Below are 17,444 nucleotides of genomic sequence, written 5' to 3'. Positions count from 1 at the left end.
AGGTTATTATAAAATAATGAAGTGTTTTTCTTTTTCACGAGTTCTTAGTTTCTTTTTTCTTCTTATTTGTTCTGTTTGTGTTCATTCCCAAATTCCTTCAGCCTTAGCTAATATTGACGAAGCCATCTTTTCAACTTCGGATAGAACGTATGTTTCATTCGGACAAGGTTTTGGCAATTATAAAACCGCTTCAGGAATTAAAAAATTAAATCCATTACTTTTTGAAGGACAAATATCTCCCGACTTTTTATTAACTTCTAAAAACAGAACGACGGGTTTTGCATTTTTTCCTAAGATCGTTGTGCGCATGTACAATGAGAAAAGTTTTCCGGTGAAGACTCCAAGTTATATGCCCAGCTTGCTTTTTTATCACCAGATAAAATCACCTTTTACCAGAAAAATTTTTAAGTTTTTTAAATCAGAAGATCAGCTGGCATTTATAACTTATAGAGTAAGTCACCATTCGAATGGGCAAAACGGCAATTATTACACGGTTAACAGAGATAGTGTAAACTTTACCAATGGAAATTTTTCCACCAACGCACTTGAAGTGGCTTTTAGCTGGTCAACAATAGATTCGGGAAGCATTGGTAAAGCATTTATGAATGGACGTATAGCTTACGAACGGCAACTCGATTTCCTGCGGGAAGAGAATTTAAAAAACACTTATTACTACAATAAGATTACGCTGGAAAGTCATATCATTTACTCTCAGAAAATAAAAGCATACATTAACTATGGTTTTATGTTTGGAACTAAAAAATTTGGAACACGTCATTCGGTTGATCTTTATTTAGCGATAAAGCCGTTTCATAAGCTATCCGATTTTTCTGTGTTTACGCGCGCTTACTTTGGTCCTGATTATTATAACCTGTATTATGTAAATGCACTTCGGGTTCTAAGCTTCGGCATCATTGCCGATCCCCTCAGTATTCCTGTTTTGAAAAAGCAGAAACGGAAAAGAGCTTAGTAATTTGAGGATAAGCTATATTTAACATTCAAAAATGTTTTTGCTCGTTCTTAATACCTACATTACATAGTAATGGACTGGTGGTATAAAAGTGAAAAACATCCTGTAACAGCTGAAAATAAATTTAGTCTGCAGGAGACGATTAAAGATGTTTTAAGAGAAGGTAAAAGCCTTGCGAAAATTAATCTGTATCACGATGAAAACTTCTTTTATGTAAAAACCACAAATCGCATTTCTCTAAATTATTTTCTTGCGCAAAATAGTTTTGAAGAAATGGAAGAAGATCCTGCTTCAAGTCTTACAGTGCTCTTCGGCCCTGAGTAATCATTTATTCTTACTTTTCTTAACAAATCTTATCAGGCTTTTAAAACCCGAAGTTTAACTTTGCAGGTTGAAAATCTACTTATGAATGTAATTGTAGCCAAACAAAACAACACTATCTGATTATGAAAGCAGCAGTAATCCATAAACTGGGAAGTATTCCAAAATACGAAGACATTGCAGATCCGGTTCCGCAAAACGAAACACAAATTTTAATGAACATAACCGCAGCGTCGGTTAAGAATATAGATAAAATGCGTGTGGCTGGAACGCATTATGCCAACTATTCCGATTTTCCAACAGCTGTGGGTATAGACGGTGTGGGCACTTTAGAGAATGGGATCAGAGTTTATGCATCAGGATTAACCGGAATGATAGCCGAAAAAGCCCTGATTCAACAGAACAGTTATACAGTGCTGCCAGATAACCTGGACGATGCTACTGCGGCCGCGCTGCCGAATGCACTTATTGGTTCGGCGATGGCCTTTGTGGGTCGCGCAAAAATTAAGGTGGGTGACGTAGTGCTTATCAACGGTGCAACAGGTGTTACGGGTAAACTGGCGGTTCAGGTCGCGAAGTTTTACGGGGCTTCTAAAATTATTGTTACCGGAAGAAATGCGGATGCACTTCAACAGTCTTTAGGTTTAGGCGCAGATACTATTATTTCACTGAAGCAGGAAGAAGACCAGGTTTTAAAAAATTTAAAGGAAATTCATGCAGCAACTCCCATCGACCTGGTAATTGACTATTTATGGGGCCGACCGGTAGAGCTACTGTTGGAAGTTTTTAAAAGTACAGGAACCAGCAAATTTACCCGTCCGGTACGTATTGTAACCGTGGGAGAAATGGCAGGTGCCAGTATTAAATTAGATTCAGGCATTTTAAGGAGTTCTGCTATTGAACTGTTAGGTTCAGGCATTGGAAGTCTTTCGCAAGAGGATATGCGACGTTATACCACAGAAGTTTTGCCCCAAATGTTTCATCTTGCAGCGGAAGGTAAAATAAAAATAGATACACTGTCAGTGCCCTTAAAAGAAGTGGAATCTGCCTGGAATATGGAAATTTCAGGCACAAAACGCCTCGTTATAACAATTTAGGCTAAAAATTTATTTTGTCAGATGGTAAAGATTTCATATATTTGACCTCCTAAATTTGCGGATGTGGCGTAATGGCAGCCGCACCAGACTTAGGATCTGGCGCCGCGAGGCGTGGGGGTTCGAGTCCCTTCATCCGCACTTTTACAAACCCGCTTTTACAGCGGGTTTTTTTGTGGGGTTAAGGGGTCCCGTCGCAGCATAGCGAATGAGGGGGAGTACCTTCATATACAGCTTAAGATTCCCATCGCCTTTCAGATGTCACTTCGGGCAGAATTAACATCCAGTGGAATTTAAAGCTGGCTTGTGCGTAGTTGAGAAGTGAACAAAACGCATTTCCTCTCAATAACATGATTGTAAGTCTTCAAAAACCTTAACTTTACGAGCCTGCCCGTGTGGCGAAATTGGCAAACGTTGCGGTCTCAGAAGCCGTTGGTGTAATTACCTTGAGAGTTCGAGTCTCTTCGCGGGCACCCATAAACCATAAAGCTCCTTGATTTTTTTCAGGGAGCTTTTTGTTTTACGACCTCCTTTCATACTACGCCTAAAAACAAAAAAACCTCTCAATTTTGAAAGGTTTCTTAATTTTATTTGGAAGGTATTTTAGAATTCGAATTTATATCCAACTCCTTTTACGGTTTTAAAATAATCGTCACCAATTTTTTCGCGGAGTTTACGGATATGCACGTCGATCGTGCGATCACCTACTACAACTTCGTCGCCCCAAACCTGGTCGAGAATGAATTCGCGTGTAAACACCTTTCCAGGCTTACTGCTTAATAAAGCAAATAGTTTAAACTCTTTTTTAGGGAGCGCAATTTCCACTTCATTTTTAAATACCGAATGTTTTTCTTTATCAATACGAACTTCTCCAAATTCTACGTTTGATTCAGAGTTAGCTGCGGTTTGCAGTCTTCTAAGAAGTGCTTTTACACGGCTGATAAAAACACGGGGTTTAATAGGTTTGGTTATATAATCATCGGCTCCTACTTCAAATCCTGCAATTTGTGTATAATCTTCGCTGCGGGCCGTTAAAAAAGCAATAATCACATCCTGCAATCCTTTTTGTTCGCGAATCTCGCGACAGGTTTCAATCCCATCCATGTCTGGCATCATAACGTCGAGCACAATCAGATGTGGAATTTCTCTTTTTGCAATTTCAATAGCGTCTTTACCATTGTTGGCTGTTAAAATTTCGTAGCCTTCTTTTTTTAAGTTGTAGCCCAGAAACTCAACAATATCCGGCTCGTCATCCACTAACAATATCTTAAATGCTGAATTATTCATATGTTGTATAATTATTTTTGCTTGTGATATGAAATAGCTTTTTTGTTATGAGAGTTAATTTATTAAACACGGCTATCTCTTAGTGTAAAATTTACCTTACAAAATTAGCAAAAACGCCATAGCACGAAAGTTAACTTATCATTAAGTTATTTTCGCAAATCGACTATTATGTTAAACTTTTGGTAACATGAACTTTAAGTAAGAATAATTTACGATTGCGTTTTTTGCACCATAAAATATAGAACATGCAAAAGTATTTGACAATTATCACACTCATTTTTTTCACCACCCTTTTAAGTGCACAAACCGGCAGAATCTCCGGAACAATTGTAGATTCTAAAACAGGCGAAACACTTCCGGGAGCGTCGGTCCTGATCGAAGGTACGACCCGTGGAGCTATGGCCGATTTTGATGGAAAGTTCGCTATTAATAACGTGCCGGCAGGCAAAGTAGTATTGGTAGTTAGTTATATATCATACAATTCAAAAAAAATAGCGGATGTTGCAGTTGTTGCCAACGATGTAACAGACGTTAACATTCAATTGGAGCCTTCCTCTTCGCAGGATCTTGGCGAAGTGGAGGTTGTAGTAACCCTTAATAAAGAAAATAATACCGCTTTGGTTCTTCAGCAAAAAAATAATGCGAGTGTAAGTGATGGAATTAGTGCTGAAACAATTAGACGTACACCCGATAGAAATACCAGTGATGTTTTAAAACGTGTTAGTGGAGCGAGTATCCAGGATAATAAATTTGCGGTAGTGCGTGGTTTAAATGAGCGTTACAACGCCGCCTATTTAAATGGTGCGCCTTTGCCAAGTTCAGAAAGCGACAGAAAAGCCTTTGCATTCGACATTTTTCCGAGTAACATGCTTGATAATCTGGTAATCACAAAAACGGCACGTCCCGATATGCCCGGCGAATTTGCCGGAGGTATTATCGACATTAGCACGAAAAGTATTCCTGAGAAAAATTTCGTTGCCGTTTCAGTGGGCGCAGGATACAATACTTACACTACCGGTAAAACACAATACTATTACAAAGGCGGAAAAAAAGATTGGTTGGGATACGATGATGGAACCAGGGCAATGCCCTCTGCAATTCCGTCTTCTAAAGACTATCCAATCGGAAAAGATAACCAGGCGCAATTAGCTAAAGATGTAAACGTTGGTGACTGGTCTACCTACAATAAAAAATTTGGTCCGAATGCTTCTTTACAAGCTTCAGCGGGATATAATTTCAAATATAAGGAGCGCGATTTCCTTGGAATTTTAGCTTCGGTAAGTTATAACAAAACTAATAGTTTTATAAAAGCTGTAAGAAATACGTATTCTGAAAACAACACGCCAGGTCAAGCTTCCCGCCTTGATGCAACCTTTAACGATGATACCTATTCGGAAGTTGTTTTAGCCGGGGCACTTTTAAATCTTACCTGCAAATTAAACCCGAACAACTCTATAAGCTCTAAAAACTTATTTAGCTTTAACTCTGAAGACAGAACCATTAAGCGTTTGGGAACAGGTGGCTTGGCTGACGCCGCAGTAAATCAAACTGAGTCGAAGACCACTGCTTTCTGGTACACTTCGAACCGAATTGCTTCCTCTCAATTAATCGGAGACCATTACCTGAAGAATTCAAAAATCAAAATTGGATGGGTAGGCTCTTACAGCGGAGTAAAACGCGACGTGCCAAACCTGAGAAGAAATACTTACGGACGTAATCTTTCTATCAGTGATCCTGCTAATCCTAATCCTTTCGATACTGTATACCAGGCATCTATTTCTCCAAGTAGCGTTGGAAATAATTATGGTGGTTTTATGTTCTGGTCAAGTCTTAACGAAAACATACAAAGTATCAAAGCCGACGTTTCACGACCATTTAAGGTATCGTCTAAATTTAATTTCGATTTAAAAATCGGGGCACAAATACAGGCACGCGACAGATCGTTTGTAGCAAGGCAATTTGGTTACACAGAGTATGGTGGCGGAGCAGTGCAATTTGATAGAGATTTATTATACCTCAACGAGGGAACGATATTCAACAACCAGAATATGGGGTTGATTTCGCCAGGTGTTGGCGGATTTAAATTAACGGAAGGAACTACTCCTACAGACTCTTACAAAGCAAGCTCTAACTTAAAAGCTGCCTATTTGATGGGTGATTTTAAATACAATGAATGGTTCAGAGCCATTGTTGGAGCCAGGTTAGAATCTTACAATCAGCGTCTTGCTTATCCCGGACCACTTTACAAATTCAACAACGAAGAAATTGTTAAAGACACCACTGTTACAGACATCCTTCCTTCTGCTAATTTTATTTTTTCACTTAACAGTAAACAAAATATACGTTTAGGGTACTCTAAAACGCTTAACAGACCTGAATTCAGAGAGCTTGCAAAATTTGGTTTTTATGACTTTACTACTTTATTTTTTACCAGTGGTAATGATACTTTGCAAAGAGCAATCATAAACAACTATGATCTTAGGTACGAGATATATCCAGGTAAAGGGCAATTATTCTCAAGTTCTTTATTCTATAAAGATTTCAAAAATCCTATAGAGCAGGTAGCAAGAGCAAATGCCAATGAAATTTCTTATGCAAACGCTCCGAATGCCAAATGTTATGGTATCGAACTCGAGTACCGTATTCTACTAGGAACCTTTTATAAAAACGACTCTACTTTGTTTGGGAAGTTCTTAGATAATCTTACTTTATTTACAAACTTTGCCTACATCAGATCTTCGGTTGATATTTCAAAACAAAGTTCAAAACCTGTTGACGCACCAAATTCACGTTCCTTACAAGGCCAGTCGCCCTACTTATTCAACGCCGGTTTAATGTGGGTTGATAATGATAAAGGGTATAGCATCAGCGCTATTGTAAACAGGGTAGGTCAACGTATCAGTGTTGTAGGAAATTACGACAACCAGCTAGATATATGGGAGAATGGGCGTACCGTTCTTGATCTCCAGGCGTCAAAAAGCTTTTTAAAAAACAAATTGGAAGTCAGAGTTACAGTGCGTGATCTTTTGGCTAAATACCAACTTCAGTATTTTTACAACGATAAAAATCTTAACAACAAATTTGATAAAAAGACCGACGACACTATCAGAACTATTCGTTACGGCACAACCTTCAACGTGCAGGTAAGCTACAAGTTTTAAAAACGTAAAACAGTGCCCTTTTCAGAAGCCGCGTAAATACTCGTGGCTTCTTGTTTTTTTGAGGTGATTTGACTTATATCAATGAATTCGCTGAACACCGTAACATTTAGATAACGCACAGGTAATTGTTTTTTAATTTTTGATTAACGCCCTCTACATGTTGATGATGGAACTTTGCCGGAGAAATTAAATCAATTAAAATTAAATCAAATGAAAAAAAGTTTATTTACCGCGGTTGCTGCATTGACCTTAGCAAGTTCTTTTGCACAAAGTCCGTTTCTTGAAAAAACATGTTACCGTGGAGCTTTTGCTCCGGCACCAACTCCAATGTGGACAGATACTTGGACTGAATGGGATCCGCAAAATAAAGTTTATCCTGCGCCAACAGTTACTATCAGTGCAAATATCTCTTCAAACACAACCTGGAGCACAGGTCAGGTAATATTATTACAAGGACCTATTTATGTAACAGGAAATTCAATTTTAACAATTCAACCAGGTGTTATTGTTAAAGGATTAAGCGGTGCAGGTGGATCTGGTTTATTCATAACTAAAGGTTCAAAATTAATGGCTATAGGAACCAGAACAGCTCCTATCGTTTTTACATCAGATCAACCAACTGGTAGCAGAGCTGCTGGTGATTGGGGTGGAATTATACTTTTAGGAAAAGGAAATAATAATAATGCTAACGGTGTAAACAACATCGAAGGTATTGCACCAACTGCTTTAACTGAATACGGTGGAGGCACAAGCCCTGATGATAACGATAATTCAGGTGACCTTGAATACGTTCGTATCGAATTTGGTGGGTATATCTATGCACCAGATAAAGAAATCAACGGTTTAACAATGGGAGCTGTAGGTCGCGGTACAAAAATCGACTATATCCAATGTTCATACATTAATGATGACGCTTATGAGTGGTTTGGTGGAGCAGTTAATTGCAAGCACTTAGTAGCTTTTGGTTGTACTGATGATAATTTTGACACTGATAACGGTTTCAGAGGTTCAGTACAATTTTGTTTAGGTGTTCGTGATGCACGTTACGCTGATCCAACTTATGCTAATACTTCAGGTGCTTCTACTTCAGAAGCTTTTGAATCAGATAACGATGCTACAGGAAGTACTAACTTACCTCAAACTGCTGCTATCTTTTCTAACGTAACAGATATCGGGCCACTAAGAGGTGTTACAAGTGCTACAACTCACCCTGGTTACCGTCGTGGTGCCCGTATCCGCAGAAACTCTGCTCTTAAAATCGTTAACTCTATTTTAATGGATCACAAAACACGTGGTTTATACATTGACGGTTCTGCTTCTGAAGGAAATGCAACTACTGGTTCTTTAGTATTTAAAAACAATATCCTTGCAGGTTACGGTCAAAAAGCAAGTGAGATCGGTTCAAGTAGTACATTTACAAATATCAATACTTGGTTAGCTACTAATGCAAACGATACTTTATTGTCAAGCGCAAACATCTTAGCTGATCCTTATGTAACAGGTTCTCCTTTATTGTTCACAGGAAGAGATTTCCGTCCTTCTGCTAACTCAATCGCTCGTGCTGGTGCAAGCTTTACTGATGCTGCTATTGCTGCTGCAACAGGTACTTTCAATTCTACAGTAGCTGTTTCAGCTCCTACAGTTTTCTGTATCAGCAGCGGTGGTCAAACAATTACTGCTCAGTTTGCTGCTTCTGCAACTGTTTCTCCAAACTATTGCTCACTTACATGGAGCGTTTCTCCAGGGGTAGCTATCTCCAGCAATACTGTTGTGAATCCAAGTTTTACAATTTCAACTCTCGGAACTCACACATTAACTTTAATGGTAACAGATGCTAACGGTATGCAAACAGCAATGGTTTCAGTTGTTACAAATACTTGTCTTGACGTTGCTGTAAATGAAGTGAAAAACACTATCGGATTTGTTAGTGTATTCCCTAATCCTACAAAAGAAGTTGCAACCTTAATGGTTAATACTCAAAATGCTTCTGCTTTAAATGTAAATATTTTTGACATCACTGGTAAACTTGTTGCCAGCCCGGTTCAAAATATGACAATGACAAATGGCGAAAATAAATTTGCTATTAATACAAGCGATTTACAAAACGGTATTTACTTTGTAACATTAACTACTGCTAACGGTAAAGAAACTGTTAAGTTAGTTGTGAATAAGTAAATTTAATGCTCACTCTTCAAAAACGCCTGCTATTTTAGCGGGCGTTTTTGTTATATATGACTGAAAAGAAAATTACTTATGCCTTAAGCAGAATCAAAACTGCTAAACAGAATGGATATCCGTTGGAAGCTTTACTCAAAAGTTACCATCTTAATATAGATCTTGTAAAATTTATTCTGTCGAGTACCTCTAAAGAACATACTTTCGAAAATAAAAAGATAAAAGTAATTATTCAGGAATTCATCAGAGAGATAGAACAAAACACCGCGCTTAAATCCATTATTCATAAACGTTCCATAAAAGCGCTTAAACCCTGGCTTTCTAAAATGGATACTTTCTTTAAAAGTCTGAAACTCGAATTACCTAAAAACGTTTCACAGCTCCAGGATGAAACAGAGAAAATATTCGGACTTCTAAAAATCTCTGCAAACAAGTTATTTGTAAAAAGCTAAAATTACCCGGTAATATGCTTGTTTGCGCAAAAAGGGGGTTTTTAGACCTTGATTTTTGGTATTCGCTGAAATTATTCCATTTTTACAGTCTAATTTTAATTTAAAGCGATGTTCTTCCGTAGTTTGTCTCTGAGTATTTTTTTTGCTCTTGTAATAGTTGCCTGTAAAACAACAAAAAAAACACAGTTGGTTAAAGACGATGTGTCTATAATGCTTGATACTATTAGCGTTATGGCCAGCGATCCTGTAAAAAGGGAAATTTACAGGGCATCGGTTACGAAAGACAACGATCTGATAGACACAAAGCTGGAAGTTAATTTTGATTGGAAATTATGCCGCATGAATGGCAAAGCAACCATTCGCCTGAAACCGCATTTTTATCCAACAAACATACTCTACCTGAATGCGCGTGGCATGGATATTAAAAAAGTAGAAGTGATGGATGCTGCAAAAACACGTATCGCAACCAATGTTACTACTGAAGCCAACAAACCGGACGCTATGCTTGAACCTTCTTACGTTTACAAAAATGATTCTCTGCGAATAAATCTTGGCAGAGTATTTACTTCGAAAGAAAATTATTTTGTTATTATCGACTACGTTGCAAAACCAAATGAACTTACAAATCCAGGTGGAAGCGCTGCAATAAGTGATGATAAGGGCTTATACTTTGTGAACACGACTGGTGAGAATCCCTATAAAATGCCTCAAATATGGACTCAGGGAGAAACGCAGGCGAGCTCCGCATGGTTTCCAACTATTGATAATCCAGGTCAAAAAACAACCATGGAGATTTTGATGACCGTTGAAGATAAATACCTGACGCTATCCAACGGAACTTTAATTCATTCCGACAAAAAACCAAATGGTATGCGAACAGATCATTGGAAGTTGGATCAGCCACACGCGCCTTACCTTGCTATGATGGCTGTTGGCGAGTTTAAAAAAGTAACGGATGAGCCCTGGAACGGAAAAGAGATCAGCTATTATGTAGAGCCCATGTATGAAGAACATGCCAAAACAATTTTTGGTGATACTAAGGAGATGATTGATTTTTATTCGTCAGTCCTTGGCGTGCCCTACGAATGGCCGAAGTACGCACAAATTGTAGCCAGGGATTATGTGAGTGGCGCAATGGAAAATACAAGTGCTACTTTGCACGGTGATTTTATGGTTTACCAGACTACCCGCGAAATGCTGGATGGAAAAAAAGGAAATTCTGTTATTGCTCACGAATTATTTCATCAATGGTTTGGCGATCTTGTTACCTGCGAAAGCTGGAGCAATCTTTCTTTAAATGAAAGTTTTGCCACTTACGGTGAGTATTTATGGGAAGAACATAAATTTGGCCGCGATGCCGCTGATTACCACCTTTTACAAAGCCGCCAGGGATATTTAGGGTCTTCAAAAGAAGTAAATATTATTCGTTTTAATTACAATGACAAAGAAGATATGTTTGACGCTTTTAGTTATAATAAAGGTGGACAAATCATTCATATGCTTAGAAAAGCAGTTGGGGACGATGCTTTTTTTGCTTCCCTAAAAAAATACCTGGAAACAAATAAATTTAAAACAGCAGAAATTCACAATCTTCGTCTTGCTTTTGAAGAGGTAACAGGCAGGGACATGAATTGGTTTTTTAACCAATGGTACCTGAGCAGCGGACGACCTTCTCTGAAAATTAAAACGCAAAGCAACACTGCCGGCGACAGTTTAAAAATTACAATTGAACAGGTTCAGGATTTAAAAAAATGCCCTCTTTACACTTTGCCATTAGAAGTTGATTTTTATATAAATAATGTCGCTACAAGAAAACACATTGAACTTACGGAACAAAAACAAACGTTCGCTTTTGCAGTTTCAGGAAGACTACAACTTGTAAATGTAGATGCGGAAAGGCAATTATTAGCAGATATCGAATATCCAAAAACTACAGACGAATATTTATTTCAGGCTCGCAATACTCCATTATATCAGGACCGCCTGGAAGCTCTGAAGGCCCTTGAGCCAAAGATAAAAGAGGATGCGGTATTTGGTGCCTTTAAAGAAGTAGCAGAAAAAGATAAGAGCCAGGCTCTAAGACGCTATGCAATCAGCCAACTTGAAAAAGCAGAAGGAGCGCAGCAGGCCGAAGTTAAAACCCTTTTCCTGCACATGTACATTGCAGAAAAGAATACAGTAGTTAAAGCTAAATTACTCGAAGCACTAAATAAAGTAGGTCCTGCCACTGAAATAGCAGGCATGAATATAGCAGCATTAAACGATCAGTCTTACGCGGTTATTGTAGAAGGTTTGAACGGCATTGCTAAAAATGATCCTAAACTTGCTTTAGAAAAAGCCGGCCCGCTTGAACGTGAGGGAGGTAAAGACATCATCTTCGCCATTGCAAACATTTATGCTAACAATGGTGGCGATGGACAAATTCATTTCTTTCACGATGCTTTAAAATACATCAATGGTTTTGATCTGATGAGTTTTTCAGCTTTTTATACCAAGACATCCAGGAAATGTTTGATTCCTCAAAATGCGATTACGAGCGCACTTGATCTGGAAATGATCGGGAAGGGAGCGCACAAATACATTAAGTATACTGCATTGAATGGATTAAAAGAATTGGTTAGCACCTGGGATAGTAAACAAAATTCAGCTTCTGTAAAACTTGAAAATGCAAAGAAGGCAAATTTGAATACTGCTGATCCTGAAAAAGAATACCAGTTAGCAAAACAGACTTATGATAAACTGTTGGAGATTTATAACCGCGCGAAAAAATAATTTATGAAGGGTTTGTATTTTTTGATATTAGTTTGTGTCTTAGTCTCCTGCGAAGATCCTACAGTAAAAAACCGGAAAGAACTTTCTGAAGTTGCTACGGTTATAAATGAAAAGTGTCCGCAAATGCTCGACTCTGAAACCCGGCTGGATGGCATAGAAGTGAAAGAACCTAACACACTTGTATACAAATACACTTTAATGACTATTGTTGCGAAAAATGTGGATACGGTACAATTTTACAGAGCTCTGTGGCCCGGCATTATCAGTAATATTAAAGCGAGCATTGAAATGAAAAAATTGCGTGAGGCAAACACACTGATTGAATATTATTATCAGGATAAATCGAATACGCCCATCTATACCTTTCACATCTCTCCGGCAGACTATAATTCACACGAATAGTTTTGCGTGTTTAAATTTAGAGCATAAGTGCCGGAATAAAAGTACCAGCTTATTTTTTATAGAAAAGTAAACGCCTACATTTGAGTTTTAAGGAAAACTTATGGCAAAAACGGACATAGAAAAAATTCTTTTTCTCGACATAGAAACTGTGCCCCTGGTATACAAATACAGTGAGCTTAATGAAGCAAGTCGCGAGCTCTGGGATAAGAAATGGCAATACAATAAAGAAGTTTCGCCAGATCAACAGTATGTAAAGGCAGGCATTTACGCAGAGTTTGCTAAAGTTGTTTGTATAGGACTTGGATTTTATAATGATAAGAAATTCCGTGTTAAAACGATTGCTTCTGAAAATGAACTCGAAATATTACTTCAGTTTGCAGATCTTTTAAAGCAACATTTTAATACTTCCGGTCATTTGCTTTGTGCACACAATGGTAAAGAATTCGATTTTCCATTTTTATGCCGTCGTTTTTTGATCAATAATTTACCGCTTCCAAAAACACTGCAACTACAAGGTTTAAAGCCCTGGAATGTAAACCATATCGATACAATGGATCTCTGGAAATTTGGAGACGTAAAGAATTTTAGCTCTCTTAACCTCCTTGCACATGTCTTTGGTATTCCTTCTCCAAAGGACGATATGGATGGAAGTCAGGTTGGCAAAACCTTTTATGAGGACAAAGATCTGCCAAAAATTGAAAGCTATTGCAAGAAGGATGTTATTACTCTGGCAAGGGTTTACAACCGCTTTATGGGCTCAGGAAATTTAAACGATGAAGACATTATTTTTGTGTAAATTGAACCCGTAAATTTACGTGTTTAAAAAGCATAAATAAGTATGTCTCCCCGTATAGCCATGATAGGTAGCGGAAGCTGGGCAACGGCTCTCGCTAAGTTATTTCTGAACAATACCGCACACATAAACTGGTATATCCGTAAACAGGACGATATCAGTTATTTTAACGCATATAAAACAAATCCACGGTACCTGAGCTCTGTTGAATTTGAAACAGAAAATATTTCTTTTTATACCGATCTTTCTGAATGTGTGAAAAATTCAGATTACCTGGTATTGGCAATCCCGTCTGCTTTTTTACACGATGCTTTTTCTGCCTTGAGCGAGGAAGACCTGAAAGGTAAAATCATTTTTTCTGCTATTAAAGGCATTGTTCCGCAACACAATCTTATTGTAGGCGAATATCTGAACAAGATTTACAATGTTCCTTTAGAAAACATTGGTGTTATAACAGGGCCTTGTCACGCTGAAGAGGTAGCTTTAGAAAAACTGAGTTATCTTACCATTGCCTCCATTAATACTGGCAACGCACAGGTTTTAAGCAATTTATTAAATTGCCGTTATCTTAAATCCACAGTAAGTGACGATATTTATGGCACTGAATTTTCTGCTGTACTTAAAAATGTGATAGCTGTTGCAGGTGGTATTTGTCATGGATTAGGCTATGGCGATAATTTTCTTGCAGTGTTGGTAAGCAATGCTATACAGGAAATAAAACGTTTTGTAGATGCTGTCCATCCCATTGATCGTGATATAAAGGCCTCAGCTTATTTGGGAGATCTTCTGGTAACAGCCTATTCGCAGTTCAGTCGTAACCGCATGTTTGGCACTATGCTGGGCAAAGGCTACAGCGTAAAGCAAGCGCAACTGGAGATGAATATGGTGGCAGAAGGCTATTATGCGGTGAAATGTGTTTACGAAATAAATAAAAAGTATAAAGTACATATGCCAATTACCAACGCAGTTTACAACATTATTTATCAAAATAAAGATGTCCGTAAAGAGATAATCGAATTGTCAAATTTATTATCCTGATCTGTGAGAACGTTTTCTTTAGTTATATCTGTTGTTTTTCACCCGCTGCTCATGGCCACATACGGCTGTCTTCTTTTGTTTTTTGGAATAAAAAATACGGTCTACGATTTTCTCACCGAATACGATACCAAGTGGCGCATTTCGCTGGTGGTATTCATGTTCTCTTTTGTTTTCCCCGTCTTAAATATTTATGTGCTCTATAAATTAAAAACAATTCCAGGTATGACGCTTTCAAATCAAAAAGACAGAACCTGGCCTTATGTGATGACTGCTTTGTTTTATTTTGGATTATCTTACTTGTTGAAAGACATAAATATCTGGCCAAGCATAAAATTATTTATAGTAGGCGGTGGATTAGCTATCTTGTTAACAGCTGTAATAAATATGAAAACTAAAATCAGTGCACACATGGTTGGAGTAGGCGGACTACTTGGTGTTCTGATTTCAATTTCTTCACTCATTCAATTTGATATGACTCCCTTCTATATAGTCGTTATAGTACTTGCGGGTCTTATTGGTTTTGCGCGTCTGCAATTGCTGGAACATAAACCCTCACAAATTTACAGTGGATTTTTATTAGGATTAATAGTGCAGACACTTTTGTTTTCAACGCTTCATAAACTCATTTTTGCTTAAATAATTGAATTTAGTAACGGGCGCCACCGGCATTGTAGGAAGTCATGTTGTTTTAGCTTTGTTGCAAAACAATCAGCAGGTTATTGCCTGTAAACAAAAAAACAGCAATACACAAAGAGTAGAAAATCTTTTCGCCTATTATACTCCTGATTATAAAGTTTTATTTGATAAAATTAAATGGGTGGATGTTGACATCTGCGATGTTTTTTCAATCGAAGAGGCTCTTACCAATATTACTAACGTATACCACTGTGCCGGGTTTGTTTCTTTTAATCCAAAAGATAGAAAAAAGCTATTCTCAGTAAATGAATCAGGAACAAGAAATGTTGTGGACGCTTGTCTGCACAAGGGAATTAAAGCTTTGTGTCACGTTAGCTCTATAGGAACGATACATAATCTAGACTACACACAAATTTTAACAGAGGAAGTTTTCTGGAAAAAATCAGGGAAAGAAAGTGATTATGCCACGAGTAAGTATAATGCCGAACGTGAAGTATGGCGAGGCATCGAGGAAGGACTTAATGCGGTTATTGTGAATCCCGGCGTTATTTTAGCACCAGGATTCTGGGACCAAAGTAGCTCACGCCTCTTTGATTCCTCCTATAACGGCAATAAATTTTATACTAACGGTTTGGGCTCTTACATTGCTGCTACAGATGTGGCAAAAGTGATGATCCGCCTGGTTACAGAAGGTTTATTCGGACAAAGGTTCATCTTAGTGGAAAACAATTACACCTTTCACAACATTTTAAGCCACATTCAAACCAGCTTCAAAAAGCCTGCTCCCGCTATTAATGCTTCGCAGTCTTTATTAGCAACAGCAAGGGTTCTGGAGGGATTTTTATCACTTTTCACAGGAAAAGAGCGAAAAATCACTAAAGCTTTGAGCAATTCAGCATTTAATAAGCAACTTTTTTCAAATCAAAAGGTCAAAACTGCACTAAATATTGAATTCAGGCCAACTCACGAAGTAATAGGAGAAATATGCACTTATTACCTTTCGGAGAAAGCAAAACTTAAATCAAGTCTTTGATTTTCATCGAATTAAAATTGACGTTTATCAACATATTTTTGCATTTTGTAAGTTATTTTTCTAATTTAGGCTAATTATTTAACAATTACGTATGCACATTGCAATTGCTGGAAACATTGGGTCGGGGAAAACCACTTTAACATCATTATTAGCGAAACATTATAAATGGCATGCTCACTACGAAGACGCTGATGATAATCCCTATCTGAATGATTTTTATGAAGATATGCAACGGTGGTCCTTTAATTTGCAGGTGTACTTTTTAAATAATCGCTTCAATCAAATTCTGGACATCCGTAAAGGAAAACATACAGTGGTGCAAGATCGTACGATATATGAAGATGCTTATATTTTCGCACCAAATCTTCACGCCATGGGTCTTATGACTTCACGCGACTATGATAATTATTTTTCTCTTTTCAAATTAATGGAGAGCCTGGTAAAGGCTCCTGATCTTATTATCTATTTGAGAGCGAGCGTTCCTACATTGGTGAAACAAATTCAAAAACGTGGCCGTGAATATGAAAATAGTATTCGTTTAGATTATTTAAAACGACTAAACGAACGTTATGAGGCCTGGAATGCATCGTACGAGTCAGGTAAAATTATGATCGTAGATGTAGACGATGTCAATTTTAGCGAAAGCAAAGAGGATCTGGGAAAAGTGATCAGAATGATTGACGCAGAACTTAACGGATTATTTAAATAAAGAGTGAATAGCACAGTGAATAAAGACGCCGAATTTTTTGATCAGCATTTTTCCAAATGTGTCGAAAATGTCAATAGTCAGGGCACTTTGATCCTGGCTTACGATGGTGTTTTAAATTCTGAAACAATCTCGAAACTTGAAACAGAAATTGAAGGGAATATTCTCGACAAAAGTCTGCCCAAATCGGTTGTAAAAAAAGTATTCTTTATTTGTATTGAGTCTCTGCAAAACATGTACATCCATGGCCACAGAGATGAAAATGGTGCCAAACATAATTTCTTTATTTTATACATTACTGATAAAGCTGTGAAGATGATCACAGCAAATCTTATTGCTAATGCGTCTATTGAAAAGCTAAGCAAACACATTGAAAAAATAAATTCTTTTCAGGATCCCGCCGAACTTAAAGCTTATTACCTCGAACACCTCGAAAATAATGAGCTAAGCGAAAAGGGTGGGGCAGGTCTTGGTTTTATTACCATTGGAATGAAGAGTGGTAATAAGTTGGGAACAGAATTTGAACAAATAAACGATAATAGGTCCATGTTCTTAATGGAAGTAGCTATTAGTATTGACTAGTTATTTTTCTATAACTGGCGCT

The 17,444-nt window shown here is 37.7% G+C and carries 15 protein-coding genes and 2 tRNA genes; 16 read left to right on the top strand and 1 reads right to left on the bottom strand.

Translation table 11 applies throughout. The features are described from left to right. Positions 1-16 precede the first annotated feature (16 nt). From CNR22_08385 to CNR22_08365, 5 genes are all read left to right on the top strand, one after another. On the top strand, positions 17-970 hold the full coding sequence (locus CNR22_08385) for a hypothetical protein (protein ID PBQ31784.1): 954 nt from the start codon (positions 17-19) through the stop codon (positions 968-970). 72 nt (positions 971-1,042) lie between these two features. Beyond that, positions 1,043-1,294, top strand: coding sequence for a hypothetical protein (locus CNR22_08380; GenBank protein PBQ31783.1), 252 nt, complete (start codon positions 1,043-1,045; stop codon positions 1,292-1,294). Between the two features lie 122 nt (positions 1,295-1,416). Next, positions 1,417-2,388 carry an alcohol dehydrogenase gene (locus CNR22_08375; protein ID PBQ31782.1) on the top strand — a complete coding sequence of 324 codons (972 nt, stop codon included), beginning with the start codon at positions 1,417-1,419 and terminating at the stop codon, positions 2,386-2,388. A gap of 57 nt (positions 2,389-2,445) precedes the next feature. Then, positions 2,446-2,526 (top strand) — tRNA-Leu (locus CNR22_08370). 248 nt (positions 2,527-2,774) lie between these two features. Next, positions 2,775-2,861, top strand: a tRNA-Leu gene (locus CNR22_08365). 127 nt (positions 2,862-2,988) lie between these two features. Here the strand turns inward: CNR22_08365 and CNR22_08360 are convergent. After that, positions 2,989-3,672 (bottom strand): DNA-binding response regulator, encoded by a 684-nt coding sequence (locus CNR22_08360; GenBank protein ID PBQ31781.1) that lies wholly within the window; start codon positions 3,670-3,672, stop codon positions 2,989-2,991. 245 nt (positions 3,673-3,917) lie between these two features. Here CNR22_08360 and CNR22_08355 point away from each other — a divergent pair, with 245 nt between their 5' ends. The 11 genes from CNR22_08355 (at position 3,918) to CNR22_08305 (ending at position 17,422) form a co-directional block, all read left to right on the top strand. After that, a complete protein-coding gene (locus tag CNR22_08355; GenBank protein ID PBQ31780.1) occupies positions 3,918-6,833 on the top strand; it encodes a hypothetical protein in 2,916 nt (971 codons plus the stop codon). Between the two features lie 210 nt (positions 6,834-7,043). Continuing rightward, a complete protein-coding gene (locus CNR22_08350; GenBank protein PBQ31779.1) occupies positions 7,044-9,008 on the top strand; it encodes a hypothetical protein in 1,965 nt (654 codons plus the stop codon). Positions 9,009-9,064: 56 nt separating this feature from the next. Then, complete coding sequence (locus tag CNR22_08345; protein ID PBQ31778.1) at positions 9,065-9,460, top strand: hypothetical protein; 396 nt, start codon at positions 9,065-9,067, stop codon at positions 9,458-9,460. A gap of 108 nt (positions 9,461-9,568) precedes the next feature. Then, positions 9,569-12,232 (top strand): hypothetical protein, encoded by a 2,664-nt coding sequence (locus CNR22_08340; GenBank protein PBQ31777.1) that lies wholly within the window; start codon positions 9,569-9,571, stop codon positions 12,230-12,232. Between the two features lie 3 nt (positions 12,233-12,235). Continuing rightward, the gene (locus CNR22_08335) at positions 12,236-12,634 is read left to right on the top strand and encodes a hypothetical protein (protein ID PBQ31776.1); all 399 of its coding nucleotides are present in this window, start codon (positions 12,236-12,238) and stop codon (positions 12,632-12,634) included. Positions 12,635-12,734: 100 nt separating this feature from the next. Beyond that, complete coding sequence (locus CNR22_08330) at positions 12,735-13,430, top strand: 3'-5' exonuclease (GenBank protein PBQ31775.1); 696 nt, start codon at positions 12,735-12,737, stop codon at positions 13,428-13,430. Between the two features lie 42 nt (positions 13,431-13,472). Beyond that, positions 13,473-14,465, top strand: coding sequence for a glycerol-3-phosphate dehydrogenase (locus CNR22_08325; protein ID PBQ31774.1), 993 nt, complete (start codon positions 13,473-13,475; stop codon positions 14,463-14,465). 51 nt (positions 14,466-14,516) lie between these two features. Then, positions 14,517-15,101, top strand: coding sequence for a hypothetical protein (locus tag CNR22_08320; protein PBQ31773.1), 585 nt, complete (start codon positions 14,517-14,519; stop codon positions 15,099-15,101). A gap of 4 nt (positions 15,102-15,105) precedes the next feature. Next, a complete protein-coding gene (locus CNR22_08315; protein PBQ31772.1) occupies positions 15,106-16,134 on the top strand; it encodes an NAD-dependent epimerase in 1,029 nt (342 codons plus the stop codon). Between the two features lie 91 nt (positions 16,135-16,225). After that, positions 16,226-16,843 carry a deoxynucleoside kinase gene (locus CNR22_08310; GenBank protein PBQ31771.1) on the top strand — a complete coding sequence of 206 codons (618 nt, stop codon included), beginning with the start codon at positions 16,226-16,228 and terminating at the stop codon, positions 16,841-16,843. Positions 16,844-16,858: 15 nt separating this feature from the next. Continuing rightward, complete coding sequence (locus CNR22_08305) at positions 16,859-17,422, top strand: hypothetical protein (protein ID PBQ31770.1); 564 nt, start codon at positions 16,859-16,861, stop codon at positions 17,420-17,422. Positions 17,423-17,444 lie beyond the last annotated feature (22 nt).

Source organism: Sphingobacteriaceae bacterium (assembly GCA_002319075.1).
In the GTDB taxonomy this organism is placed as follows: Bacteria; Bacteroidota; Bacteroidia; order B-17B0; family Aurantibacillaceae; genus Aurantibacillus.
The sequence above is the reverse complement of the archived record's forward strand: the minus strand, read 5'-3'. Positions and strand labels throughout refer to the sequence as shown.